This window comes from Massilia terrae (genome assembly GCF_024753145.1).
Classification (GTDB): Bacteria; Pseudomonadota; Gammaproteobacteria; order Burkholderiales; family Burkholderiaceae_D; genus Telluria; species Telluria terrae.
The window spans coordinates 1151573-1168652 of the sequence record NZ_JANUGU010000001.1; the positions used below are offsets into that span (position 1 = coordinate 1151573).

At 63.6% G+C, this 17080-nt stretch carries 19 protein-coding genes; 17 read left to right on the forward strand and 2 right to left on the reverse strand.

The features are described 5' to 3' along the window. Positions 1–41 precede the first annotated feature (41 nt). The 11 genes from mltG (at position 42) to lpxO (ending at position 8036) form a co-directional block, all read left to right on the forward strand. The gene (mltG, locus tag NX778_RS04945; RefSeq protein ID WP_258810552.1) at positions 42–1040 is read left to right on the forward strand and encodes an endolytic transglycosylase MltG; all 999 of its coding nucleotides are present in this window, start codon (positions 42–44) and stop codon (positions 1038–1040) included. Continuing rightward, complete coding sequence (gene tmk / locus NX778_RS04950; RefSeq protein ID WP_258810553.1) at positions 1037–1666, forward strand: dTMP kinase; 630 nt, start codon at positions 1037–1039, stop codon at positions 1664–1666. The genes mltG and tmk overlap by 4 nt, the downstream gene beginning before the upstream one ends. Further along, positions 1663–2685, forward strand: a complete 1023-nt coding sequence (locus tag NX778_RS04955; protein ID WP_258810554.1) for a DNA polymerase III subunit delta' — start codon at positions 1663–1665, stop codon at positions 2683–2685. The genes tmk and NX778_RS04955 overlap by 4 nt, the downstream gene beginning before the upstream one ends. Before the next feature lie 10 nt (positions 2686–2695). After that, positions 2696–3073 (forward strand): PilZ domain-containing protein, encoded by a 378-nt coding sequence (locus tag NX778_RS04960; RefSeq protein WP_258810555.1) that lies wholly within the window; start codon positions 2696–2698, stop codon positions 3071–3073. 10 nt (positions 3074–3083) lie between these two features. After that, positions 3084–3602 carry a GNAT family N-acetyltransferase gene (locus NX778_RS04965; RefSeq protein ID WP_258810556.1) on the forward strand — a complete coding sequence of 173 codons (519 nt, stop codon included), beginning with the start codon at positions 3084–3086 and terminating at the stop codon, positions 3600–3602. A gap of 116 nt (positions 3603–3718) precedes the next feature. Then, positions 3719–4501: a TatD family hydrolase gene (locus tag NX778_RS04970; RefSeq protein ID WP_258810557.1), complete on the forward strand. Its 783-nt coding sequence runs from the start codon at positions 3719–3721 to the stop codon at positions 4499–4501. 3 nt (positions 4502–4504) lie between these two features. Next, positions 4505–5176: an ankyrin repeat domain-containing protein gene (locus NX778_RS04975; RefSeq protein WP_258810558.1), complete on the forward strand. Its 672-nt coding sequence runs from the start codon at positions 4505–4507 to the stop codon at positions 5174–5176. 108 nt (positions 5177–5284) lie between these two features. Continuing rightward, positions 5285–6211 carry a class I SAM-dependent methyltransferase gene (locus NX778_RS04980; protein WP_258810559.1) on the forward strand — a complete coding sequence of 309 codons (927 nt, stop codon included), beginning with the start codon at positions 5285–5287 and terminating at the stop codon, positions 6209–6211. 239 nt (positions 6212–6450) lie between these two features. Next, entirely contained in the window at positions 6451–6651 is a 201-nt protein-coding gene (locus NX778_RS04985) for a hypothetical protein (RefSeq protein WP_258810560.1), read from the forward strand. 88 nt (positions 6652–6739) lie between these two features. Then, entirely contained in the window at positions 6740–6967 is a 228-nt protein-coding gene (locus tag NX778_RS04990) for a DUF6139 family protein (RefSeq protein ID WP_258810561.1), read from the forward strand. Positions 6968–7136: 169 nt separating this feature from the next. Continuing rightward, positions 7137–8036, forward strand: coding sequence for a lipid A hydroxylase LpxO (gene lpxO, locus NX778_RS04995; protein WP_258810562.1), 900 nt, complete (start codon positions 7137–7139; stop codon positions 8034–8036). Positions 8037–8095: 59 nt separating this feature from the next. On the opposite strand, the gene NX778_RS05000 is transcribed toward lpxO, so the two are convergent. Then, positions 8096–8533: a universal stress protein gene (locus NX778_RS05000; RefSeq protein WP_258810563.1), complete on the reverse strand. Its 438-nt coding sequence runs from the start codon at positions 8531–8533 to the stop codon at positions 8096–8098. 128 nt (positions 8534–8661) lie between these two features. Next, positions 8662–10632 (reverse strand): peptidase U32 family protein, encoded by a 1971-nt coding sequence (locus NX778_RS05005; RefSeq protein WP_258810564.1) that lies wholly within the window; start codon positions 10630–10632, stop codon positions 8662–8664. A gap of 180 nt (positions 10633–10812) precedes the next feature. Between NX778_RS05005 and NX778_RS05010 the strand changes: the two genes are divergently transcribed. The 6 genes from NX778_RS05010 (at position 10813) to kdpC (ending at position 17072) form a co-directional block, all read left to right on the forward strand. Further along, a complete protein-coding gene (locus NX778_RS05010) occupies positions 10813–11505 on the forward strand; it encodes a hypothetical protein (RefSeq protein WP_258810565.1) in 693 nt (230 codons plus the stop codon). Further along, complete coding sequence (locus NX778_RS05015; protein ID WP_258810566.1) at positions 11502–12236, forward strand: TorF family putative porin; 735 nt, start codon at positions 11502–11504, stop codon at positions 12234–12236. Before NX778_RS05010 ends, NX778_RS05015 begins: the two co-directional genes overlap by 4 nt. Positions 12237–12444: 208 nt before the next feature. Further along, positions 12445–12534 (forward strand): potassium-transporting ATPase subunit F, encoded by a 90-nt coding sequence (locus NX778_RS05020; RefSeq protein WP_258810567.1) that lies wholly within the window; start codon positions 12445–12447, stop codon positions 12532–12534. A gap of 1 nt (position 12535) precedes the next feature. After that, positions 12536–14341, forward strand: a complete 1806-nt coding sequence (gene kdpA / locus NX778_RS05025) for a potassium-transporting ATPase subunit KdpA (protein WP_258810568.1) — start codon at positions 12536–12538, stop codon at positions 14339–14341. Between the two features lie 52 nt (positions 14342–14393). After that, the gene (kdpB, locus tag NX778_RS05030) at positions 14394–16478 is read left to right on the forward strand and encodes a potassium-transporting ATPase subunit KdpB (RefSeq protein WP_307727906.1); all 2085 of its coding nucleotides are present in this window, start codon (positions 14394–14396) and stop codon (positions 16476–16478) included. A gap of 15 nt (positions 16479–16493) precedes the next feature. Next, positions 16494–17072, forward strand: coding sequence for a potassium-transporting ATPase subunit KdpC (kdpC, locus tag NX778_RS05035; protein ID WP_258810569.1), 579 nt, complete (start codon positions 16494–16496; stop codon positions 17070–17072). The last annotated feature ends 8 nt before the right edge of the window (positions 17073–17080 follow it).

The window sequence follows — 17080 nt, forward strand, 5'->3', positions numbered from 1 at the left end:
GAATTTCGCGCCGAGGATGGCGCAATACCCCTATATACGGAATGGCTCTGATTAAGAAACTTGTGGTGACCGTGGTGGTCGCGTCGGTAGCAGTGGTCGGCGGCTTCGCCTGGTGGGCGCGCACGCCGATTACGACCGCCGAGCCGGTGATCGAATTCGCAGTGGCCCCGGGCACCGGCGTGGCTGGTGCGGCGCAGCAGATCGTCAAGGCCGGGGTGCCGGTGAATCCTTTCCTGTTCGCGATGCTGGCACGGATCTCGGGCAAGGCTTCCCGCATCAAGGCCGGCAGCTACGAGCTCAAGCCCAACACCACGCCGCGCGGCCTGCTCACGCAACTGGTGCGCGGCGAGTTCGCGCAGGAAGCGGTGACGATCATCGAAGGCTGGACCTTCCACCAGATGCGCCAGGCAATGGCCTCCGCGCCCAATCTGAAGCACGAGACGGCGCAGATGACGGACAAGGACATCCTCGCGACGATCGCGCCGGACTTCAAGTCGCCGGAAGGCTTGTTCTTCCCCGACACCTACCTGTTCGCCAAGAATTCCAGCGACATGGCCATCTTCAAGCGCGCCCACGAGGCGATGATGGAGCGCCTGAAGGCCGCGTGGGAGAAGCGTGACCCGAACCTGCCGTACGCGAACCCGTACGAGGCCCTGATCATGGCTTCGATCGTGGAAAAGGAGACGGGCCAGAAGTCCGAGCGACCGATGATCGCCGGCGTGTTCGTCAACCGCCTGCGCACCGGCATGCTGCTGCAGACCGATCCGACCGTGATCTACGGCATGGGCGACAAATACGAGGGCAAGATCCGCAAGAAGGACCTGGAAACCGACACGCCGTACAACACGTATATGCGCGCGGGCCTGCCGCCGACGCCGATCGCGCTGCCCGGCGTGCAGTCGCTGCAAGCCGCGCTGGCGCCGGCCAGGACCGAAGCGCTGTACTTCGTCTCGCGTGGCGACGGCACCAGCAAGTTCTCCGAAAACCTGACGGACCACAACAAGGCCGTCAATAAATTCCAGAAGCAGGCGGGCAAATGACGCAAGAGAATTCGGCGCTGCCGGGCAAGTTCATCAGCTTCGAAGGCATCGACGGCGCCGGCAAGTCCACCCACATCGGCTTCGTCACGGAATGGCTGGCATCGCGCGGCAAGACCGTCGTATCTTCACGCGAGCCGGGCGGGACCGCACTGGGCGAGAAACTGCGCGCCCTGCTGCTGCACGAGAAGATGCATGTCGAGACCGAAGCCCTGCTGATGTTCGCCAGCCGCCGCGAGCACCTGGCCCAGGTCATCGAGCCGGCGATCGCGCGCGGCGACTGGGTGCTGTCCGACCGCTTCACCGATGCCAGCTTCGCCTACCAGTCCGCGGCCGGCGGCATGGACCGCGCGAAGATCATGGCGCTGGCGCAGTGGGTCCATCCGCACCGCTGGCCCGACATGACTTTGTTGTTTGATGTCCCGCTGGAAGTCGCACGCGAGCGCCTGGACGCGGAACGCACCCTGGACAAGTTTGAGCAGGAAAAGGCCGACTTCTTCGCGCGCTGCCGCAGCGAATACCTGCGCCTGGCCGCCGAGTTCCCGGATCGCATCGTCGTGATCGACTCGACCCGCAGCATCGATGAAACCCGCGCCACCATCGCCGCCGCGCTGGGGAGGCTGCTGTGATCTACCCGTGGCAGCAAGGCGCCTGGGAGCAACTGCAGCAGATGCGCGGGCGCTTGCCGCACGCGCTGCTGTTCCACGGCGCCGCCGGCACCGGCAAGACCGATTTCATCGAAGAATTTGCCCAGTCCCTGCTGTGCGAGAACGTCAAGGCCGATGGCCATGCCTGCGGCGAATGCGCTTCCTGCGGCTGGTTCTTGCAGGGCAATCACCCGGACTATCGCCGGGTCCGCCCCGAAGCGCTGGAAGACGAGGCGCCGCCGGCCGAAGGCGAGGACGCGGGCGAGGACAAGAAGGCCAAGTCGACCAAGACCGCGTCCAAAGAGATCAAGATCGAGCAGATCCGCGCGCTGGCCGACTTCATGAACATCTCGACGCACCGGCAGGGCCTGCGGGTGGTCGTGCTGTACCCGGCCGAAGCCTTGAACATGCCGTCTTCCAACGCGCTGCTGAAGACGCTGGAAGAGCCGCCGCCTGGCACCGTGTTCCTGCTGGCATCCAACAGCCTGGACCGCCTGCTGCCGACCATTCTTTCGCGCTGCCGCAAATTCGCCCTGCCGATGCCGGGTCATGATGAGGCGCTGGCGTGGCTGCAGGCGCAGGGCGTGCAGGATGCCGACGGCTGGCTGCGCGAGCAGGGCGGCGCGCCCTTGCTGGCGCTGGCCCAGGCCGAAAGCGGCAACCGCGAGGAGCTCGATGGGCTGTTGCAGTTCCTGGCCCGGCCGGGCGCCGATGCCGCGCTGCGGGCCGCCGACAAGCTGTCCAAGGCGCCGCTGGCTTCCCTGGTCGCCTGGGAACAGCGCTGGCTGTACGACGTGCTTTCGTGCAAATTGTCGGGCCGGGTGCGCTACTACCCGCGCTACCAGAAGGAACTGGCCGCGCTGGCAGCGAACGTGCACACGGCCAAGCTCTTGAAGGCAATGAAGGGTGCGAACGAGCGCCGGGCTGTTGCGGAGCACCCCTTGTCGCCAAAATTATTTGTCGAAGACATGTTGCTTGAGTACACTGCGTGCTGTACTTGAAAGGAGTCCAATGAGCGGCACCCCGAACGACACCAGCGCGACGCAGCTTCCGCGGCCGTCGGTCCTGTCGCTTGCGATCAAGGAAAAGGCGGCGCTGTATGCGGCGTACATGCCATTCTTGAAGAACGGCGGCATTTTTGTTCCGACCTCCAAACCCTACAAGATCGGCGACGAGATCTACCTGATCCTGACGCTGATGGACGACCCGACCAAATTCCCGATCGCCGGCAAGGTCGCCTGGATCACGCCGGCCGGCGCGAACAACAACAAGGCGCAAGGCGTCGGCGTGCATTTTCCGGCGGACGAAGCCGGGCAGCGCGTGCGCCTGCGCATCGAAGAAATCCTCGGCGCGGCCCTGCGTTCGTCGCGCGCTACACACACCCTCTAGTTTCCGTTTTATGCCGTCCTACGTTCACCGCATTGCCCGCATCGAAGATCTTGCCGTCATCGTCGACATCTACAACTCCACCATCGCTTCGCGCGAAGTGACGGCGGATACGGAGCCGGTCACGGTGCAGTCGCGCGAGGACTGGTTCGCGGACCATACGCCGGAGCGGCGGCCGCTGTGGGTGATCCACGCGGCGGATGATGCGGCGGCGCAGCCGGAAATCGTGGGTTGGCTGTCGTATTCGAACTTCTACGGGCGGCCGGCGTATTCTGGCACCGCAGAGCTGTCGATCTATGTCGACGAGAAATGGCGCGGCAAGGGCGTGGGGCGGTATTGCCTGGAACAGGCGATCGCGTTCGCGCCGCAGGTGAAGGTGCATACCTTGTTGGGCTTCATTTTCGGGCACAACAAGCCGAGCCTGGAGCTGTTCCGCAAGTTCGGCTTCGAGACCTGGGCGCACTTTCCCCGGGTGGCCAATCTCGATGGCATCGAGCGCGATCTCGACATTCTCGGCAAGCGCGTCGCCTGAGCGACCGCGAGCATTAAAGGTATGGAGAACGTCGTTCCCGCGCAGGCGGGAACCAGGTTCTCTTTTTGCGCGGGTGCCTTTTGGCACGCGTTCGTCGCGCAACGTACAATATCGGGATGTACATCGACTCCCACTGCCACATCAATTTCCCCGAGCTTGCCTCGCGCATGCCCGAAGTGCTCGCCAAAATGGCCGAGAACAAGGTCACGCATGCATTGTGCGTCTCGGTCGACATGCCGGACTTCCCCCAGGTCCTTGCACTCGCGGAGCAATATCCGCACATCTACGCCTCGGTCGGCGTCCACCCTGATTACGAAGACACCCCGGAACCAACGGTCGACCAACTGGTCGAACTCGCCAGGAACCCGCGCATCGTCGCCATCGGCGAAACCGGCCTCGACTACTACCGTCTCGAAGGCGACCTGGAATGGCAGCGCGAGCGTTTCCGCACCCACATCCGGGCCTCGCGCATTGCGAAGAAGCCGCTGATCATCCACACCCGTGCGGCCAGTGCCGATACCATCCGCATCCTGCAGGAAGAGGGCGCGGCGCCTGAAAAAGGCGGAGTGGCTGGGGTGATGCATTGCTTTACCGAGTCGCTGGAGGTGGCACAGGCCGCGATGGCAATGGGCTTCTACATTTCCTTCTCCGGCATCGTCACCTTCAAGAGTGCGAAGGAATTGCAGGAAGTGGCCAAGGCCGTGCCGCTCGAGCGCATGCTGATCGAAACCGATTCGCCTTACCTGGCGCCGGTGCCGTATCGTGGCAAAATGAATGAGCCCGGCTATGTGCCGCATGTGGCCGAGTTCATCGCCACGCTCAAGGGTGTGTCGCTGCGCGCAGTGGCGGACGCAACCACGGATAATTTCTTCAAGCTGTTTAACGTGCCAAGGGACTGAGCCATGAGCGCTGCGCGCCGCACCATTCTCCACAGTATCGTGCTGTCGATTTGTCTTGGGTGTGGTTCGGCCGGTGCGGCCACCGCCAGCCAGCTCGCGGATTTCTTTCGCGCCGTGCAGACGGACGATGCCGGCACCGTGAGCAAAATGGCGGGCACTGTCATCGCGCCCGACCAGATCAACCCCGTGGGCGGCGAGCCGGCCCTGGTGCTGGCTGCGCGCGAAGGTTCGATGCGGGTGTTTCAGGCCTTGCTGGCCACCCCCGGCATCCACGTCGACGCCACCGCCATGAACGGCAATACCGCCCTGATGATGGCGGCCTACAAGCACAATCTGCCCGCGGTCCAGGCGCTGCTGGACAAGGGCGCCGCAGTGAACCGGCCGGGCTGGACCCCGCTGCATTACGCAGCCGCCGCCGGCGACGATGAGATCACGCGCTTGCTCCTTGAACACGGCGCCAGGGTCGATGCGGTGTCGCCACCGGCCAGCGGCGCCTACACGCCGCTGATGATGGCGGCGCGCGAAGGGCACGACCGTACCGCGCTGCTGCTGATCGACCACGGCGCCGACGCAAAACTGAGCAATAGCGAGGGCCTCACCGCAACCCAACTGGCGCAGCGGGCCGGCAAGGACCACGTCGCCGGCGTCATCGCGGGGCGCGCCGCCGCGCACTGATCCAGCGAACTGGAAGGGAAAGCCCTGCCACCTCCGCGCATGGGCAATCCGCCATGCCTTGGATAATGGGTTCCACAACAAACCCGAATGCAAGAGGCGGAGGAACAAATGCTGAACGAGCGAGAAATCGAGAGCTGCTACCTGGGGCAGTTTATTCCGGTTCATTATCATCACAACATGCTGATGGACCCGAACCGTATGCACAACTTCAAGCGTGCGATCGACTATGCGGTATTCCCCGGCGCCAAGGTGCTGGAGCTGGGCGGCGGCACCGGCGTGCTCTCGTTTTTCGCCGCGCAGAAGGCCGACAAGGTCTACTGCGTCGAGTTCAATCCGGACCTCGTGCAGGAAGCGCGCAAGTTCCTGGCGATCAACAAGAACGGCCACAAGGTCGAAGTAATCCACGCCGACGCTTTCGACTACCTGCCGCCGGAGCCGGTCGACGTGGTCATCTGCGAGATGATCCACGTTGGCATGCTGCGTGAAAAGCAGGTGGACGTGTTCGAGCAGTTCAAGCAGCGCTACCTGGAACGCTTTGGCGGCCCGCTGCCGGTGTTCATGCCGGAAGCCGTCCTGATGGCCGTGCAGCCGCTGCAGAAAGAATACGATTTCGAGGGCTTCCACGCGCCCATCATCCAGTTCGAGGAAAACACGGTCATCTATCCGGACACCGTGCAACTGGGCCAGCCGGTGGTGTACAGCCTGCTCGACTTCTCGCAGGCCGTCAATCCGGTAATCGGCTTCGACGGCCAGTTCGTGATAGAGCACGATGGCGAGCTGAACGCGCTGCGTTTCATCACCAAAAATATCCTCGCGGTGGTGCAGGAGCAGGGCAGTACGATCGACTGGCTGAACCACTACATGTCGGTGCCGCTGGCGCTGCCGCTGAAGGTCGCGGTGGGCGATGTGGTCGATATTTCCTTCCGCTACCGCGCCGGCGGGTCGATTCCATCGCTGCAGGCGTCGATCAGTACCACACTGGCGCAGGTGGAGCAGATCACTGTCGACGTCCCGCAGGGAATCGAATTCGCATAAGCGTACGAGCCGTCGTTCCGGCGCAGGCCGGAACCCATGCCGACTCCCCGAAGTCGGCAACGTTCCCACGGAGCCCGGCCTGCGCCGGGACGACGGCCTTTCTCAGCGCCAGCCCGCCATTCATCCCCCAAATCGCCCCGCCGGTCGCCCCGCGATACCATCCGTCGCATCCCGATTGTGACGTACCCGCCACGCCGCTACAGTAGCCCTGCCCATGTATTCTTGTCCAAGGAGCGATGATGGTAGGCTTTCTCATCTGGTTGGTGTTATTGTTTCTTTGCTGGCCGATCGCACTGCTGGCGCTGATCCTGTATCCGCTGGTGTGGCTCGTATGCCTCCCATTCCGGATCGTCGGCATCGGCGTCGAGGCCGTGTTCGAGACCCTGCGCGCGATCCTGCTGCTGCCGGCGCGCGTGCTTGGTGGCGGCCCGCACCGTTAAGGCAGGTCTGCAGTGTGGGCCAATTAACAGACGGCTCGGCCGCGATGGCCTACTTTGATCCTTCCATCTTTGAAGACAAGGACCGACTATGCGACTGGATATTTACCGCAGAGCCGAAAATGGCGGCAAGTTCTCCTACCTGGCTGTCCCGGAAGCGCGCAATATTCCGGAGGAAGCCACCAATACCGACTGGGAAGTCGAGGCCCGCGCCGTCGAGGTTGACGACGATGCCGAGCACATCCCCGACTACCACATCAGCAACCTCTGCGGCCAGATCGGCGAAAAGGGTTACGCGGTCACTTCAATGTATCTCTGATTCACGTCCTTGCCGGTGTTGGCTGTGGCGCGATCCTGACGCCTTGGCCGACCGGCGCCGTCTCTACGGCAAAAACCGCCGCCGGCGTCCTTGGGCCGCCGGTGGTTGTGGTATCCTTGCGCCTCGGTAAACGACGACATCAGCCGCTGCCGGCTGAAACGGAGGTGCAATGAAGTGGGTAATTGTAGGTTTTCTGGTACTGTCGGTCCTGCATATCCATTTCCGAGGCAGGGTCCGCCTGCCATTCGGCCGCCAGCTGTTCGACCACTCGTCGTTCATGGCGCCGATCAATATCTTTATGCACCTGTTTTCGCGGGTGCCCAACACGCCTTACGTCCCCGTCGAGCAGTTCCCTGATCTCGCCCCTTTGCAGCAGAACTGGCAAGTGATCCGCGCCGAGGCCGAAAACCTCGTGGCGATGCAAAAGATCAAGGCCGCGGAAAACAACGACGACGCCGGCTTCAACTCCTTCTTCAAGAATGGCTGGAAGCGCTTCTACCTGAAGTGGTACGACGCCAGCCATCCGTCGGCCGAGCGCCTGTGCCCGGAAACGTACAAGCTGCTGAAGAACATCCCGTCGGTCAAGGCGGCGATGTTTGCCGAACTGCCGCCCGGCGGCAAACTCAACAAGCACCGCGATCCCTTCGCCGGCTCGCTCCGTTATCACCTGGGCCTGGCCACCCCCAACGATGACCGCTGCTTCATCGAAGTCGATGGCGAACCCTACAGCTGGCGCGACGGCCAGGGCGTCATCTTCGACGAAACCTATATCCACTGGGCCATCAACGGCAGCGAAAGCGATCGCATCATCCTGTTCTGCGACGTCGAGCGTCCGATGCGCTGGCGCTGGATGCAGGCGATCAACCGCTGGCTCGGCCGTACGATGATGACGGCGGCGGCCTCGCCGAACGAGACCGGCGACCAGACCGGCCTCGTGAGCAAGCTTTTCCGCGTCTCCTACTACATGGGCCAGTACCGCCGCCGCTACAAGGCGTGGAACAAGACTGCCTACAAGCTCACCAAAGTCGGGCTGATTGTCGGCATCGCCGCGCTGATCTACTGGATCTGATCGTCGGTTGCCGTCGCCCCGGCGCAGGCCGGGGCCCATGCTGAGCTGACCGGAAATGCTCAGCGATAAACCAGCACCGGAATCGCGCTGTGTACCAGCACCTTCTGCGTTTCACTCCCCAGTAACATTCCTTTGACGCCACGCCGTCCATGCGATGCCATGATGATGAGGTCGCATTTTTGGTCCCTGGCTGTCTGCAAGATCGCCTCGTACGGATCATCCGACACCACCTGAGTCACCGAGCAGGGCACGCCTGCGGTACGGGCCGCATTGCTGATGAAGGTCAGATGGATTTCAGCCTGCTGCTCGGTCGACGCGTTGAACTGGTGCTCCGTGTCTTCCAGCATGTCGGTCTTGTAGGTGATGGTGTGGAACTCCGGCCGCACCGTCAGTCCGACGACCTGGGCGCCGACCTCCTTGGCAAAGCTGATGCCGGCCAGCACCGCTCGTTCGGACAGGTCCGAACCGTCGGTCGGTAATAGGATTTGCTTGAACATGTTGGCTCCTCTCCAAAAGGCGCCGTCTTCACGGCGCACTGCTGGCGCCCAGTCTGGCGTTCCAGGTGGCCGGGCGCTTGATCGCGCTCAATCGGGCGCGAGCGACTCGGGCAAGGAGAGGGCGCCGATCAGGCGCGCGGACGCTGACGGTGGAATACCAGCGGGCTGTACGGAATTGCCGACGGCGGCGGCGAATTGAGGATGCCCGGCTTCATCGCACCGACCACATGCATCTCGCACGGCTTGCAATCGAAGCGCAGGGTGTAGCGCTCGTTGCCGCTCACCAGCGTCATCGGCTCGGCACGTACCTGGCCCTGCACACCCTGGACGCCCTTGGCTTGCTTGGGGCACAGGTTGAACGAGAAGCGCAGGCAATGCTTGGTGATCATCAGCGACACTTCGCCCGGCTCCTCGTGCGACTCGTAGGCCGCATCGATTAGCTGCACGCCGTGCTTGTGATAGAACGCGCGCGCCTTTTCATTATAGACATTAGCGAGGTAACTGAGTTGGTTCTCGGGATAGGCCGGAGCCGGTTCCGCCGGCGCCTTGCGCTCCGGACGTTGCCATGCAGCCAGACGTGCCGCCTCATGCGCCGCCACCGCATCGCGGCGCAGCGCGTTGATGGTGGACGACGGCACGAACCAGGGGCGCGGCAAGGCCAGTTCGACTGACTCAGCGGTGAACATCGTGTTGCCGAGTTTGCCGAGGCTGGTGCGCAGCGCGCTGTCAGCCTGCGCGGCCTGCTGGGCCGGCTGGAAAGCGATCGCGGCATCGCTTACGCTGGTGATGCCGTCCTCATCCGTCAGCGACAGGCGCAGGCCGTCGGCGTGTTCGCTCAGGGTCAGGTACAGGGCCACCTTGCGATCGGACGATTTCTTGGTCAGCGCAGCTTCCCATTGGTGGTCGCGGTTGCGGTGGATCTCGACGCCAACCTTCAGGCCGGTGAGGGTGGCGATCGGCTCATTCGGATAGACACGCCACAGTGCGCCTTCCTCGCTCGCGCCGACCTTCTCGACACGGTTGGCGAGGATGCCGACCGTATTGCGCTTGTGCATGTAGTTCAGGCCGTCGCCGTTGGCGAGCGCCTCGCTGGCCACCAGGTCGAAATGGTCGCCCGCGACGCGGCTGACCACGCCCAGCTGCACGCCGACGTATTTGGGTGAATCGAAAGCGCCGATTTCCGACTGGCGGCCGTTGGCAAAGTAGTCGGTATGGCCGCGGTGGAAGTTCTTGTCGACATCGGGCGTGAACAGCACCTCGGTGCGGCCGCTCGAGGCGCGCGTGAACTCCGGGCGGCGCTCCAGCAAGTCGTCCAGCAGCAGGCGATAGTGGGCCGTGATGTTTTTCACGTAACCCATGTCCTTGTAGCGGCCCTCGATCTTGAACGAGCGGATGCCGGCGTCGACCAGCGCTTCCAGGTTCGCGCTCTGGTCATTGTCCTTCATCGACAGCAGGTGCTTCTCGTAAGCGACGACCCGGCCCTGCCCATCGCTCAGCGTGTAGGGCAGGCGGCAAGCTTGCGAGCAGTCGCCGCGGTTCGCGCTGCGGCCAGTATCGGCATGCGAGATGTAGCACTGGCCGGAAAACGCCACGCACAGGGCGCCATGGACGAAATATTCCAGCGGCGTATCGGTCGCCTCATGAACTTCGCGGATCTGCTTGAGGCTGAGCTCACGGGCCAGCACAAGCTGCGAAAAACCCACCTGGCCGAGGAAGCGCGCTTTCTCAGCGGTGCGGATATCACACTGCGTGCTTGCATGCAGCTGAATCGGCGGCAAGTCCATTTCCAGCAGCCCCATGTCCTGCACGATCAGCGCGTCGACCCCGGCGTCGTAGAGCTGCCAGATCTGTTTGCGCGCAGCCTCGATCTCGGCGTCGTGCAAGATGGTGTTCAGTGTGACGAAGATGCGCGCGCGGTAACGGTGGGCGAATTCCACCAGTGCAGCGATGTCCTCGATCGGATTGCTCGCATTGTGGCGCGCGCCGAAGGCCGGACCGCCGATGTAGACCGCGTCGGCCCCATGCAGGATCGCCTCACGGCCGATTTCGGCGGTTTTGGCGGGCGACAGGAGTTCGAGCTGGTGGGCGAGCAATGACATGGCGGATCCTTCGGTTCAAGCGCCGGATTATAGCGAAATCAAGCACTTATTGTCAGCAAGCCCGCGTTGGCGCGCAGTGGGACATTGACAAACTCATTACACGGCGACCGTGAATTTTTAGAAAATCTTTATGTGCCCAGGCCTAGACTCCAATGCATCGTTGCAAAGGGGAGCGGGAAGATGGACACACGTGTCATCACTATCGTCGATGGTAGCGCGGACGGGGCCAGCGCTAGCAGCCTGGTCGCTCAAAATATCGCAGCCGGGCTGGCGTACTCGGGACGTAAAGTTTTGCTCGCGGACGCCACTTCCGGGCAAGCCAGTGCCGACTGGGCGCGCGTCCGTACCCAAGCGCGAATCCGCCCTCGGATCAAAGCACAAGCGGTTCGATGCGATCAACTGCGCGACTGCCTTGAGCGCGAGTGCGAGCGCTACGACCTAGTCGTGATCGATGCCGGCGGCGCGGGGGATCGCTCGACCCTGTGCGCCCTCATCGCGGCCCAGGTGGCGGTCATATTGGTCGAAACTGATTTTGGCGCCGCCGTCCGCGTGCCGCCTCCGGCCGGCCTGCTGTATCAGGCACGCCTGTTCAATCCGGGCTTGGATATCGTCCGCGTGGCGTTGTGCCCGGAGGCCGATCCAGACGGGGCTGCGCTCCAGAAGTTCGGTCGCGACGCGCTACGGCTCGGCGCCGCACGCACGACTTCCACCGCCCTGCACTTGGCGACCCTCCGATCGGGCGCGCAAATCGCAGGCCATTGCCTCCGCGACCAGCAAGGCAGCGCCGGCGCAGCCCAAATTGGCGATTTGCTCCGCGAGATTTGTCCCACGCGGGACAAGCGCCAATTCTTCAACCAGAAAGTGTATTCATGAGAAAAACAATATTTGCCATATCCCTGGCGGTTGGCATGGTCGAACCGCTGCACGCACAGCAGCAGCCGTTCAGCGCCAATGCCGCGCTTGTCTCTGATTACCGGTACCGCGGCATTTCGCAATCTCGGCTGGGTCCCGCGCTGCAAGGCGGTGCGGACTATGCGGACGGCGCCAATGGCATGTACGGGGGCACGTGGCTGTCGACGATCCGCTGGACCCGCGATGCGGGCGGCGGCGGAGATGCCGAGTGGGACCTATATGCAGGACGGCGTGGCCAGCTCTCGGCCGACATCAGCTATGACGCCGGGATGCTCGCCTACGTCTATCCGGGGAACGGCCTGGGCAAGGTCGCCGGACTATCCAATGCCAATACCGTGGAAGCATATGGCCAGCTCGGCTACGGACCGGCCTACGCCAAGTATTCGCTGGCGCTCACGAACTTGTTCGGTTTTGTCGACAGCCATCGCAGCGGCTATCTCGACCTTGGAGCGAATATCGACCTCGGTGGCGATCTCGCACTCAACCTGCACGCCGGACACCAGCAAGTGCATGGCCACGGCGAGGCTGCCTACAGCGACTGGAAGGTAGGTCTGTCGAAGAAATGGGGCTCCGCGACCGGTTCGCTCGCCCTGGTCGCCACCAATGCGAATAGAACGGCCTACGCGGCGCCGACAAATAGCAAATTCCTCGGCGCGACGGCGCTTGTCGCGAGCGTCAGCGTCAGCTTCTGAGTCGGATCGGGCATGGCATTTTTACACCGTGTTTATACCGATTCTTCACCCTTTTATAAAAGTTTTAGTGGCTCGGCGCTAAGCTTTTCCTAACCAAAACCACATCAACGAGGCACGCAATGGATATCGTCTTCATCATCGCAATCGTTCTCTTCGCCGCCGGCATCTGGGCCATGGCCTCGGGCTGCGCCCGGCTGGGAGAGCGCAAATGACCATCTTCTACCTGATCGGTGCGCTCGCCTCGGGCGGACTGCTGGTGTACCTGCTGTACGCGCTGTTCAACGCGGAGGAGCTGTGACATGAATACCCAATCGCTTGTGCTGCTGGCGCTGCTGTTGGCGGTGGTTGTGGCGCTGGCCTGGCCCCTCGGCGCCTTGCTGGCCCGTATTGCGGGCGAGGACTCCATACCGGGCCTGGGTTGGATTCACCGGGCCGAGCATGGCTTGTACCGCGTCGCCGGCGTCCGGCCTGGTGAGGACATGGGCTGGAAAGCTTACGCGCTTGCGCTACTTTCGTTTAACGCGATCGGTACGCTGTTCGTGTATCTGCTCCAGCGCCTGCAGGGGTGGCTACCCCTGAACCCGGAACACATGGCCAACGTCGGCCCGGATTCGTCCTTCAACACGGCAGTCAGCTTCGTCACCAACACCAACTGGCAAGGCTACAGTGGCGAACAGACCATGAGCTACCTGACGCAAATGCTCGCGCTCACCTGCCAGAACTTCTTCTCCGCGGCGACCGGCATCGCGGTGGTATTCGCCTTGATCCGCGGATTTTCGGCGCGCTCGGCCAAATCTATCGGCAACTTCTGGGTCGACCTCACACGCATCACCGCCTATGTGCTGCTCCCGCTGTCCGTCGTCTTCGCAGTGTTCCTGGTGGGGCAGGGCGCGATCCAGAACTTCTCCTCGTACAAGACCGTGCAATTGATCGATCCGGTGACCTTTACCCAGCCGAAAACCGCGCCGGACGGGCAGCCGCTCAAGGACGCGCAAGGCCAGCCTGTCCTTGAGACCCTGCGCGCGACGACCCAGACGATTGCGATGGGGCCGGTCGCATCCCAGGAAGCGATCAAAATGCTGGGCACGAACGGCGGCGGATTCTTCAACGCGAATTCAGCGCATCCTTACGAGAATCCCACGCCGCTGTCGAATTTTGCGCAGATGGTGGCGATCTTCCTGATCCCCGCCGGGCTCTGCTTCGCGTTTGGCCGCTTGGTCGGCGACCGGCGCCAGGGCTGGACCATCCTGTCCGCCATGATCCTTCTATTTGTGGTGATGGCGGTCGCGGTGATGGCAGCCGAATCGCAGCCGCATCCGGCATTGCAGGCGCTCGGCGTCGACCAGCATGCGAGCGCCCTGCAATCGGGAGGCAATATGGAAGGCAAGGAGACCCGTTTCGGCATCAGCGCCTCCAGCCTGTTCGCTGCGGTGACCACGGCGGCCTCGTGCGGTGCCGTCAACGCGATGCACGACTCCTTCATGCCGCTTGGCGGCGCGGCGCCGCTGCTGCTGATCCAGCTCGGTGAAGTGGTGTTCGGCGGCGTTGGGTCCGGCCTTTACGGGATGCTGGTATTTGCCATCATGGCCGTGTTCATCGCCGGACTGATGATCGGGCGCACGCCCGAATACCTGGGCAAGAAGATCCAGTCCTACGAGATGAAGATGACCTCCATCGCGATCCTGGTGACGCCGGTGCTGGTCCTGGCGGGAACGGCGATCGCCGTCATCGCCGGCGCCGGCAAGGCGGGTATCGCGAATCCCGGTGCGCACGGCTTCACCGAGATCCTGTACGCCTTCAGTTCGGCCGCCAACAACAACGGCAGCGCGTTCGCCGGGCTGTCGGCCAACACACCGTTCTACAACTGGATGCTGGCCCTTGCGATGTGGTTCGGCCGGTTCGCCGTGATCGTGCCGGTGCTCGCCGTTGCCGGCTCGCTGGCCGCCAAGCAGCGGCTGCAGGTCACCGCAGGGACGATGCCCACACACGGGCCGATGTTCGTCGCGCTGCTGATCGGCGTGGTGCTGCTGGTGGGCGTGCTGAATTACGTGCCGGCGCTTGCGCTCGGCCCGGCCGTCGAACACCTGCAGCTTTATGCGCATTGACCCAGAATTCGGAGCAACCACCATGTCACAAACTCACACCACCGAAGCTCCAATGGCAGCACTCCCGCTGCTTTCCGCCAGGCGCCTGTCGATGTTCGACACCAAGCTGGTCGGACCGGCGCTGGTCGACGCCTTCAGGAAGCTTGGCGTGCGCGTCCAATTGCGCAGCCCTGTCATGTTCGTCGTGTACGTCGGCAGCATTATTACCAGCTTGCTGTATTTGCAAGCCATCTTCGCGGCCGGGGAGGCGCCACCGGGGTTTATCCTCGCGATTGCGATCTGGCTCTGGTTCACGGTATTGTTCGCGAACTTCGCCGAGGCACTGGCCGAGGGGCGCGGCAAGGCCCAGGCGGCGACCTTGCGCGGCCTGAAGGAAAGCGTGATGGCCAAGAAGCTGGCCACGCCGAGGCACGGCACCAGCTGGCTGCCGTGCACGGCCACCGACCTGCGCAAGGGGAACCACATCCTGGTGGAAGCGGGCGACGTGATTCCGATCGACGGCGAGGTGATCGAAGGCGTGGCTTCGGTCGACGAAAGCGCCATCACGGGCGAATCGGCGCCGGTGATTCGCGAGTCCGGCGGCGATTTCTCGGCCGTCACCGGCGGCACGCGCGTGCTGTCCGACTGGCTGGTGGTGCGGGTGACGGCCGATCCGGGCCAGACCTTCCTCGACCGCATGATCGCGATGGTCGAAGGCGCCAAGCGCAAAAAGACGCCGAACGAGATCGCACTCACCATTTTGCTGGTGGCGCTGACCATCGTGTTCCTGGTGGTGACGGTGACGCTCCTGCCGTTCTCCTTGTTCTCGGTCGAGGCTGCGCATGCCGGCAAGCCCGTGTCCATCACGACGCTGATCGCGCTGCTGGTGTGCCTGATCCCGACAACCATCGGCGGCCTGCTGTCCGCCATCGGGGTGGCCGGCATGAGCCGCATGATGCGCGCGAATGTGATTGCGACATCGGGCCGCGCGGTCGAGGCGGCCGGCGACGTGGACGTGCTCTTGCTGGACAAAACCGGCACCGTCACGCTGGGCAACCGCCAGGCTGGCGCCTTTCTTCCAGCGCGGGGTGTGGCCGAACGCCAGCTGGCCGACGTGGCGCAACTGGCCTCGCTGGCCGACGAGACGCCGGAAGGCCGCAGCATCGTGGTGCTGGCCAAACAGCGCTTCAACATCCGGGCGCGGGAAATGGAGACCCTGCACGCCACCTTCGTGCCTTTTTCGGCCGCGACCCGCATGAGCGGCGTGGAGCTGGGTGAACGCAAAGTCCTCAAGGGCACGGCTGACGCGGTGCGGCGCCACGTGGAAGGGCTGGGCATGGCCTTCCCATCGGAGGTAACACGCACCGTCGAAGACGTGTCGCGCCGCGGCAGCACGCCGCTGGTAGTGGTGGATGACGGCCGCGTGATGGGCGTGGTCGAGCTCAAGGACATCGTCAAGGGCGGCATCAAGGAGCGCTTCGTGGAGCTGAGGCGCATGGGCATCAGGACCGTGATGATCACCGGCGACAACCAGCTGACCGCTGCGGCCATCGCGGCCGAGGCGGGTGTCGACGATTTCCTGGCCGAGGCCACGCCTGAGGACAAGCTGCGCCTGATCCGCCAGTACCAGGGCGAAGGCCGCTTGGTCGCGATGACTGGCGACGGTACCAACGATGCGCCGGCGCTGGCCCAGGCCGACGTGGCGGTGGCGATGAACTCCGGCACCCAGGCCGCGAAGGAGGCGGGCAATATGGTCGACCTCGATTCGAACCCGACCAAGCTTCTGGAGATCGTCGAAATCGGCAAGCAGATGCTGATGACGCGCGGTTCGCTGACCACGTTCTCGATCGCGAACGACGTGGCCAAGTATTTCGCGATCATCCCAGCGGCATTCGTCGGAACCTACCCGCAGCTCAGGGCGCTGGACGTCATGCACCTGGCCAGCCCGGCGTCGGCGATCATGGCGGCCGTGATCTTCAATGCGCTGATCATCGTGTTCCTGATCCCGCTGGCCCTGCGCGGGGTACGCTACCGCGCGATCGGCGCGACGGCCCTGCTGCGCAGGAACCTGCTGGTTTATGGTGTCGGCGGTATCATCTTGCCATTCATCGGAATCAAGTTGATCGACATGCTGCTGGCTGCCTTCCACCTTATCTGAACCCTGGAGTCCGACATGAATGCGATTATTCGTCCCGCACTGGTCCTGTTCGCGGTCCTGAGCGCCATCTGCGGCTTGCTGTATCCACTTGCGGTCACCGGCATCGGGCAGGCGGTTTTTCCGCGCCAGGCCGAGGGCAGCATGCTGGCCATCGCTGGCAAGGACGTAGGCTCGGAACTGATCGGACAGTCGTTCAGCTCTCCGCGCTATTTCTGGGGCCGGCCCTCGGCCACCACCCCGATGCCCAATAACGCGGCCGGCTCGGGCGGCTCGAACCTGGGAGCGACCAACCCGGCACTGGCGGTCGCCGTGCGCGAACGTCTCGCCGCGCTTGGGCCGGCCGGCGCCAATACGCCGGTACCGGTCGATCTGGTCACGGCCTCCGCGAGCGGAATCGATCCCGATATCAGCATCAACGCCGCCGTTTATCAGGCCGCCCGGGTGGCGGCGGCGCGCAACGTGCCTCTGCAACGCGTGCTCGCCGTGGTCGATACGCTGCGCCAGGACCGGATATTGGGGCTCTTTGGCGAGCCGCGGATCAATGTGCTCGCACTGAACCTTGCGCTGGATGGCAAGGCTGCGCAGTCGCGCTAGGACGGGCA

What these genes read in the sequence shown, in the direction of transcription:
- mltG (WP_258810552.1), top strand. Translation starts at nt 42, where the DNA reads ATGGCTCTGATTAAGAAACTTGTGGTGACCGTGGTGGTCGCGTCGGTA.
- tmk (WP_258810553.1), top strand. Translation starts at nt 1,037, where the DNA reads ATGACGCAAGAGAATTCGGCGCTGCCGGGCAAGTTCATCAGCTTCGAA.
- NX778_RS04960 (WP_258810555.1), top strand. Translation starts at nt 2,696, where the DNA reads ATGAGCGGCACCCCGAACGACACCAGCGCGACGCAGCTTCCGCGGCCG.
- NX778_RS04965 (WP_258810556.1), top strand. Translation starts at nt 3,084, where the DNA reads ATGCCGTCCTACGTTCACCGCATTGCCCGCATCGAAGATCTTGCCGTC.
- NX778_RS04970 (WP_258810557.1), top strand. Translation starts at nt 3,719, where the DNA reads ATGTACATCGACTCCCACTGCCACATCAATTTCCCCGAGCTTGCCTCG.
- NX778_RS04975 (WP_258810558.1), top strand. Translation starts at nt 4,505, where the DNA reads ATGAGCGCTGCGCGCCGCACCATTCTCCACAGTATCGTGCTGTCGATT.
- NX778_RS04980 (WP_258810559.1), top strand. Translation starts at nt 5,285, where the DNA reads ATGCTGAACGAGCGAGAAATCGAGAGCTGCTACCTGGGGCAGTTTATT.
- NX778_RS04985 (WP_258810560.1), top strand. Translation starts at nt 6,451, where the DNA reads ATGGTAGGCTTTCTCATCTGGTTGGTGTTATTGTTTCTTTGCTGGCCG.
- NX778_RS04990 (WP_258810561.1), top strand. Translation starts at nt 6,740, where the DNA reads ATGCGACTGGATATTTACCGCAGAGCCGAAAATGGCGGCAAGTTCTCC.
- lpxO (WP_258810562.1), top strand. Translation starts at nt 7,137, where the DNA reads ATGAAGTGGGTAATTGTAGGTTTTCTGGTACTGTCGGTCCTGCATATC.
- NX778_RS05000 (WP_258810563.1), bottom strand. Translation starts at nt 8,533, where the DNA reads ATGTTCAAGCAAATCCTATTACCGACCGACGGTTCGGACCTGTCCGAA.
- NX778_RS05005 (WP_258810564.1), bottom strand. Translation starts at nt 10,632, where the DNA reads ATGTCATTGCTCGCCCACCAGCTCGAACTCCTGTCGCCCGCCAAAACC.
- NX778_RS05010 (WP_258810565.1), top strand. Translation starts at nt 10,813, where the DNA reads ATGGACACACGTGTCATCACTATCGTCGATGGTAGCGCGGACGGGGCC.
- NX778_RS05015 (WP_258810566.1), top strand. Translation starts at nt 11,502, where the DNA reads ATGAGAAAAACAATATTTGCCATATCCCTGGCGGTTGGCATGGTCGAA.
- NX778_RS05020 (WP_258810567.1), top strand. Translation starts at nt 12,445, where the DNA reads ATGACCATCTTCTACCTGATCGGTGCGCTCGCCTCGGGCGGACTGCTG.
- kdpA (WP_258810568.1), top strand. Translation starts at nt 12,536, where the DNA reads ATGAATACCCAATCGCTTGTGCTGCTGGCGCTGCTGTTGGCGGTGGTT.
- kdpB (WP_307727906.1), top strand. Translation starts at nt 14,394, where the DNA reads ATGGCAGCACTCCCGCTGCTTTCCGCCAGGCGCCTGTCGATGTTCGAC.
- kdpC (WP_258810569.1), top strand. Translation starts at nt 16,494, where the DNA reads ATGAATGCGATTATTCGTCCCGCACTGGTCCTGTTCGCGGTCCTGAGC.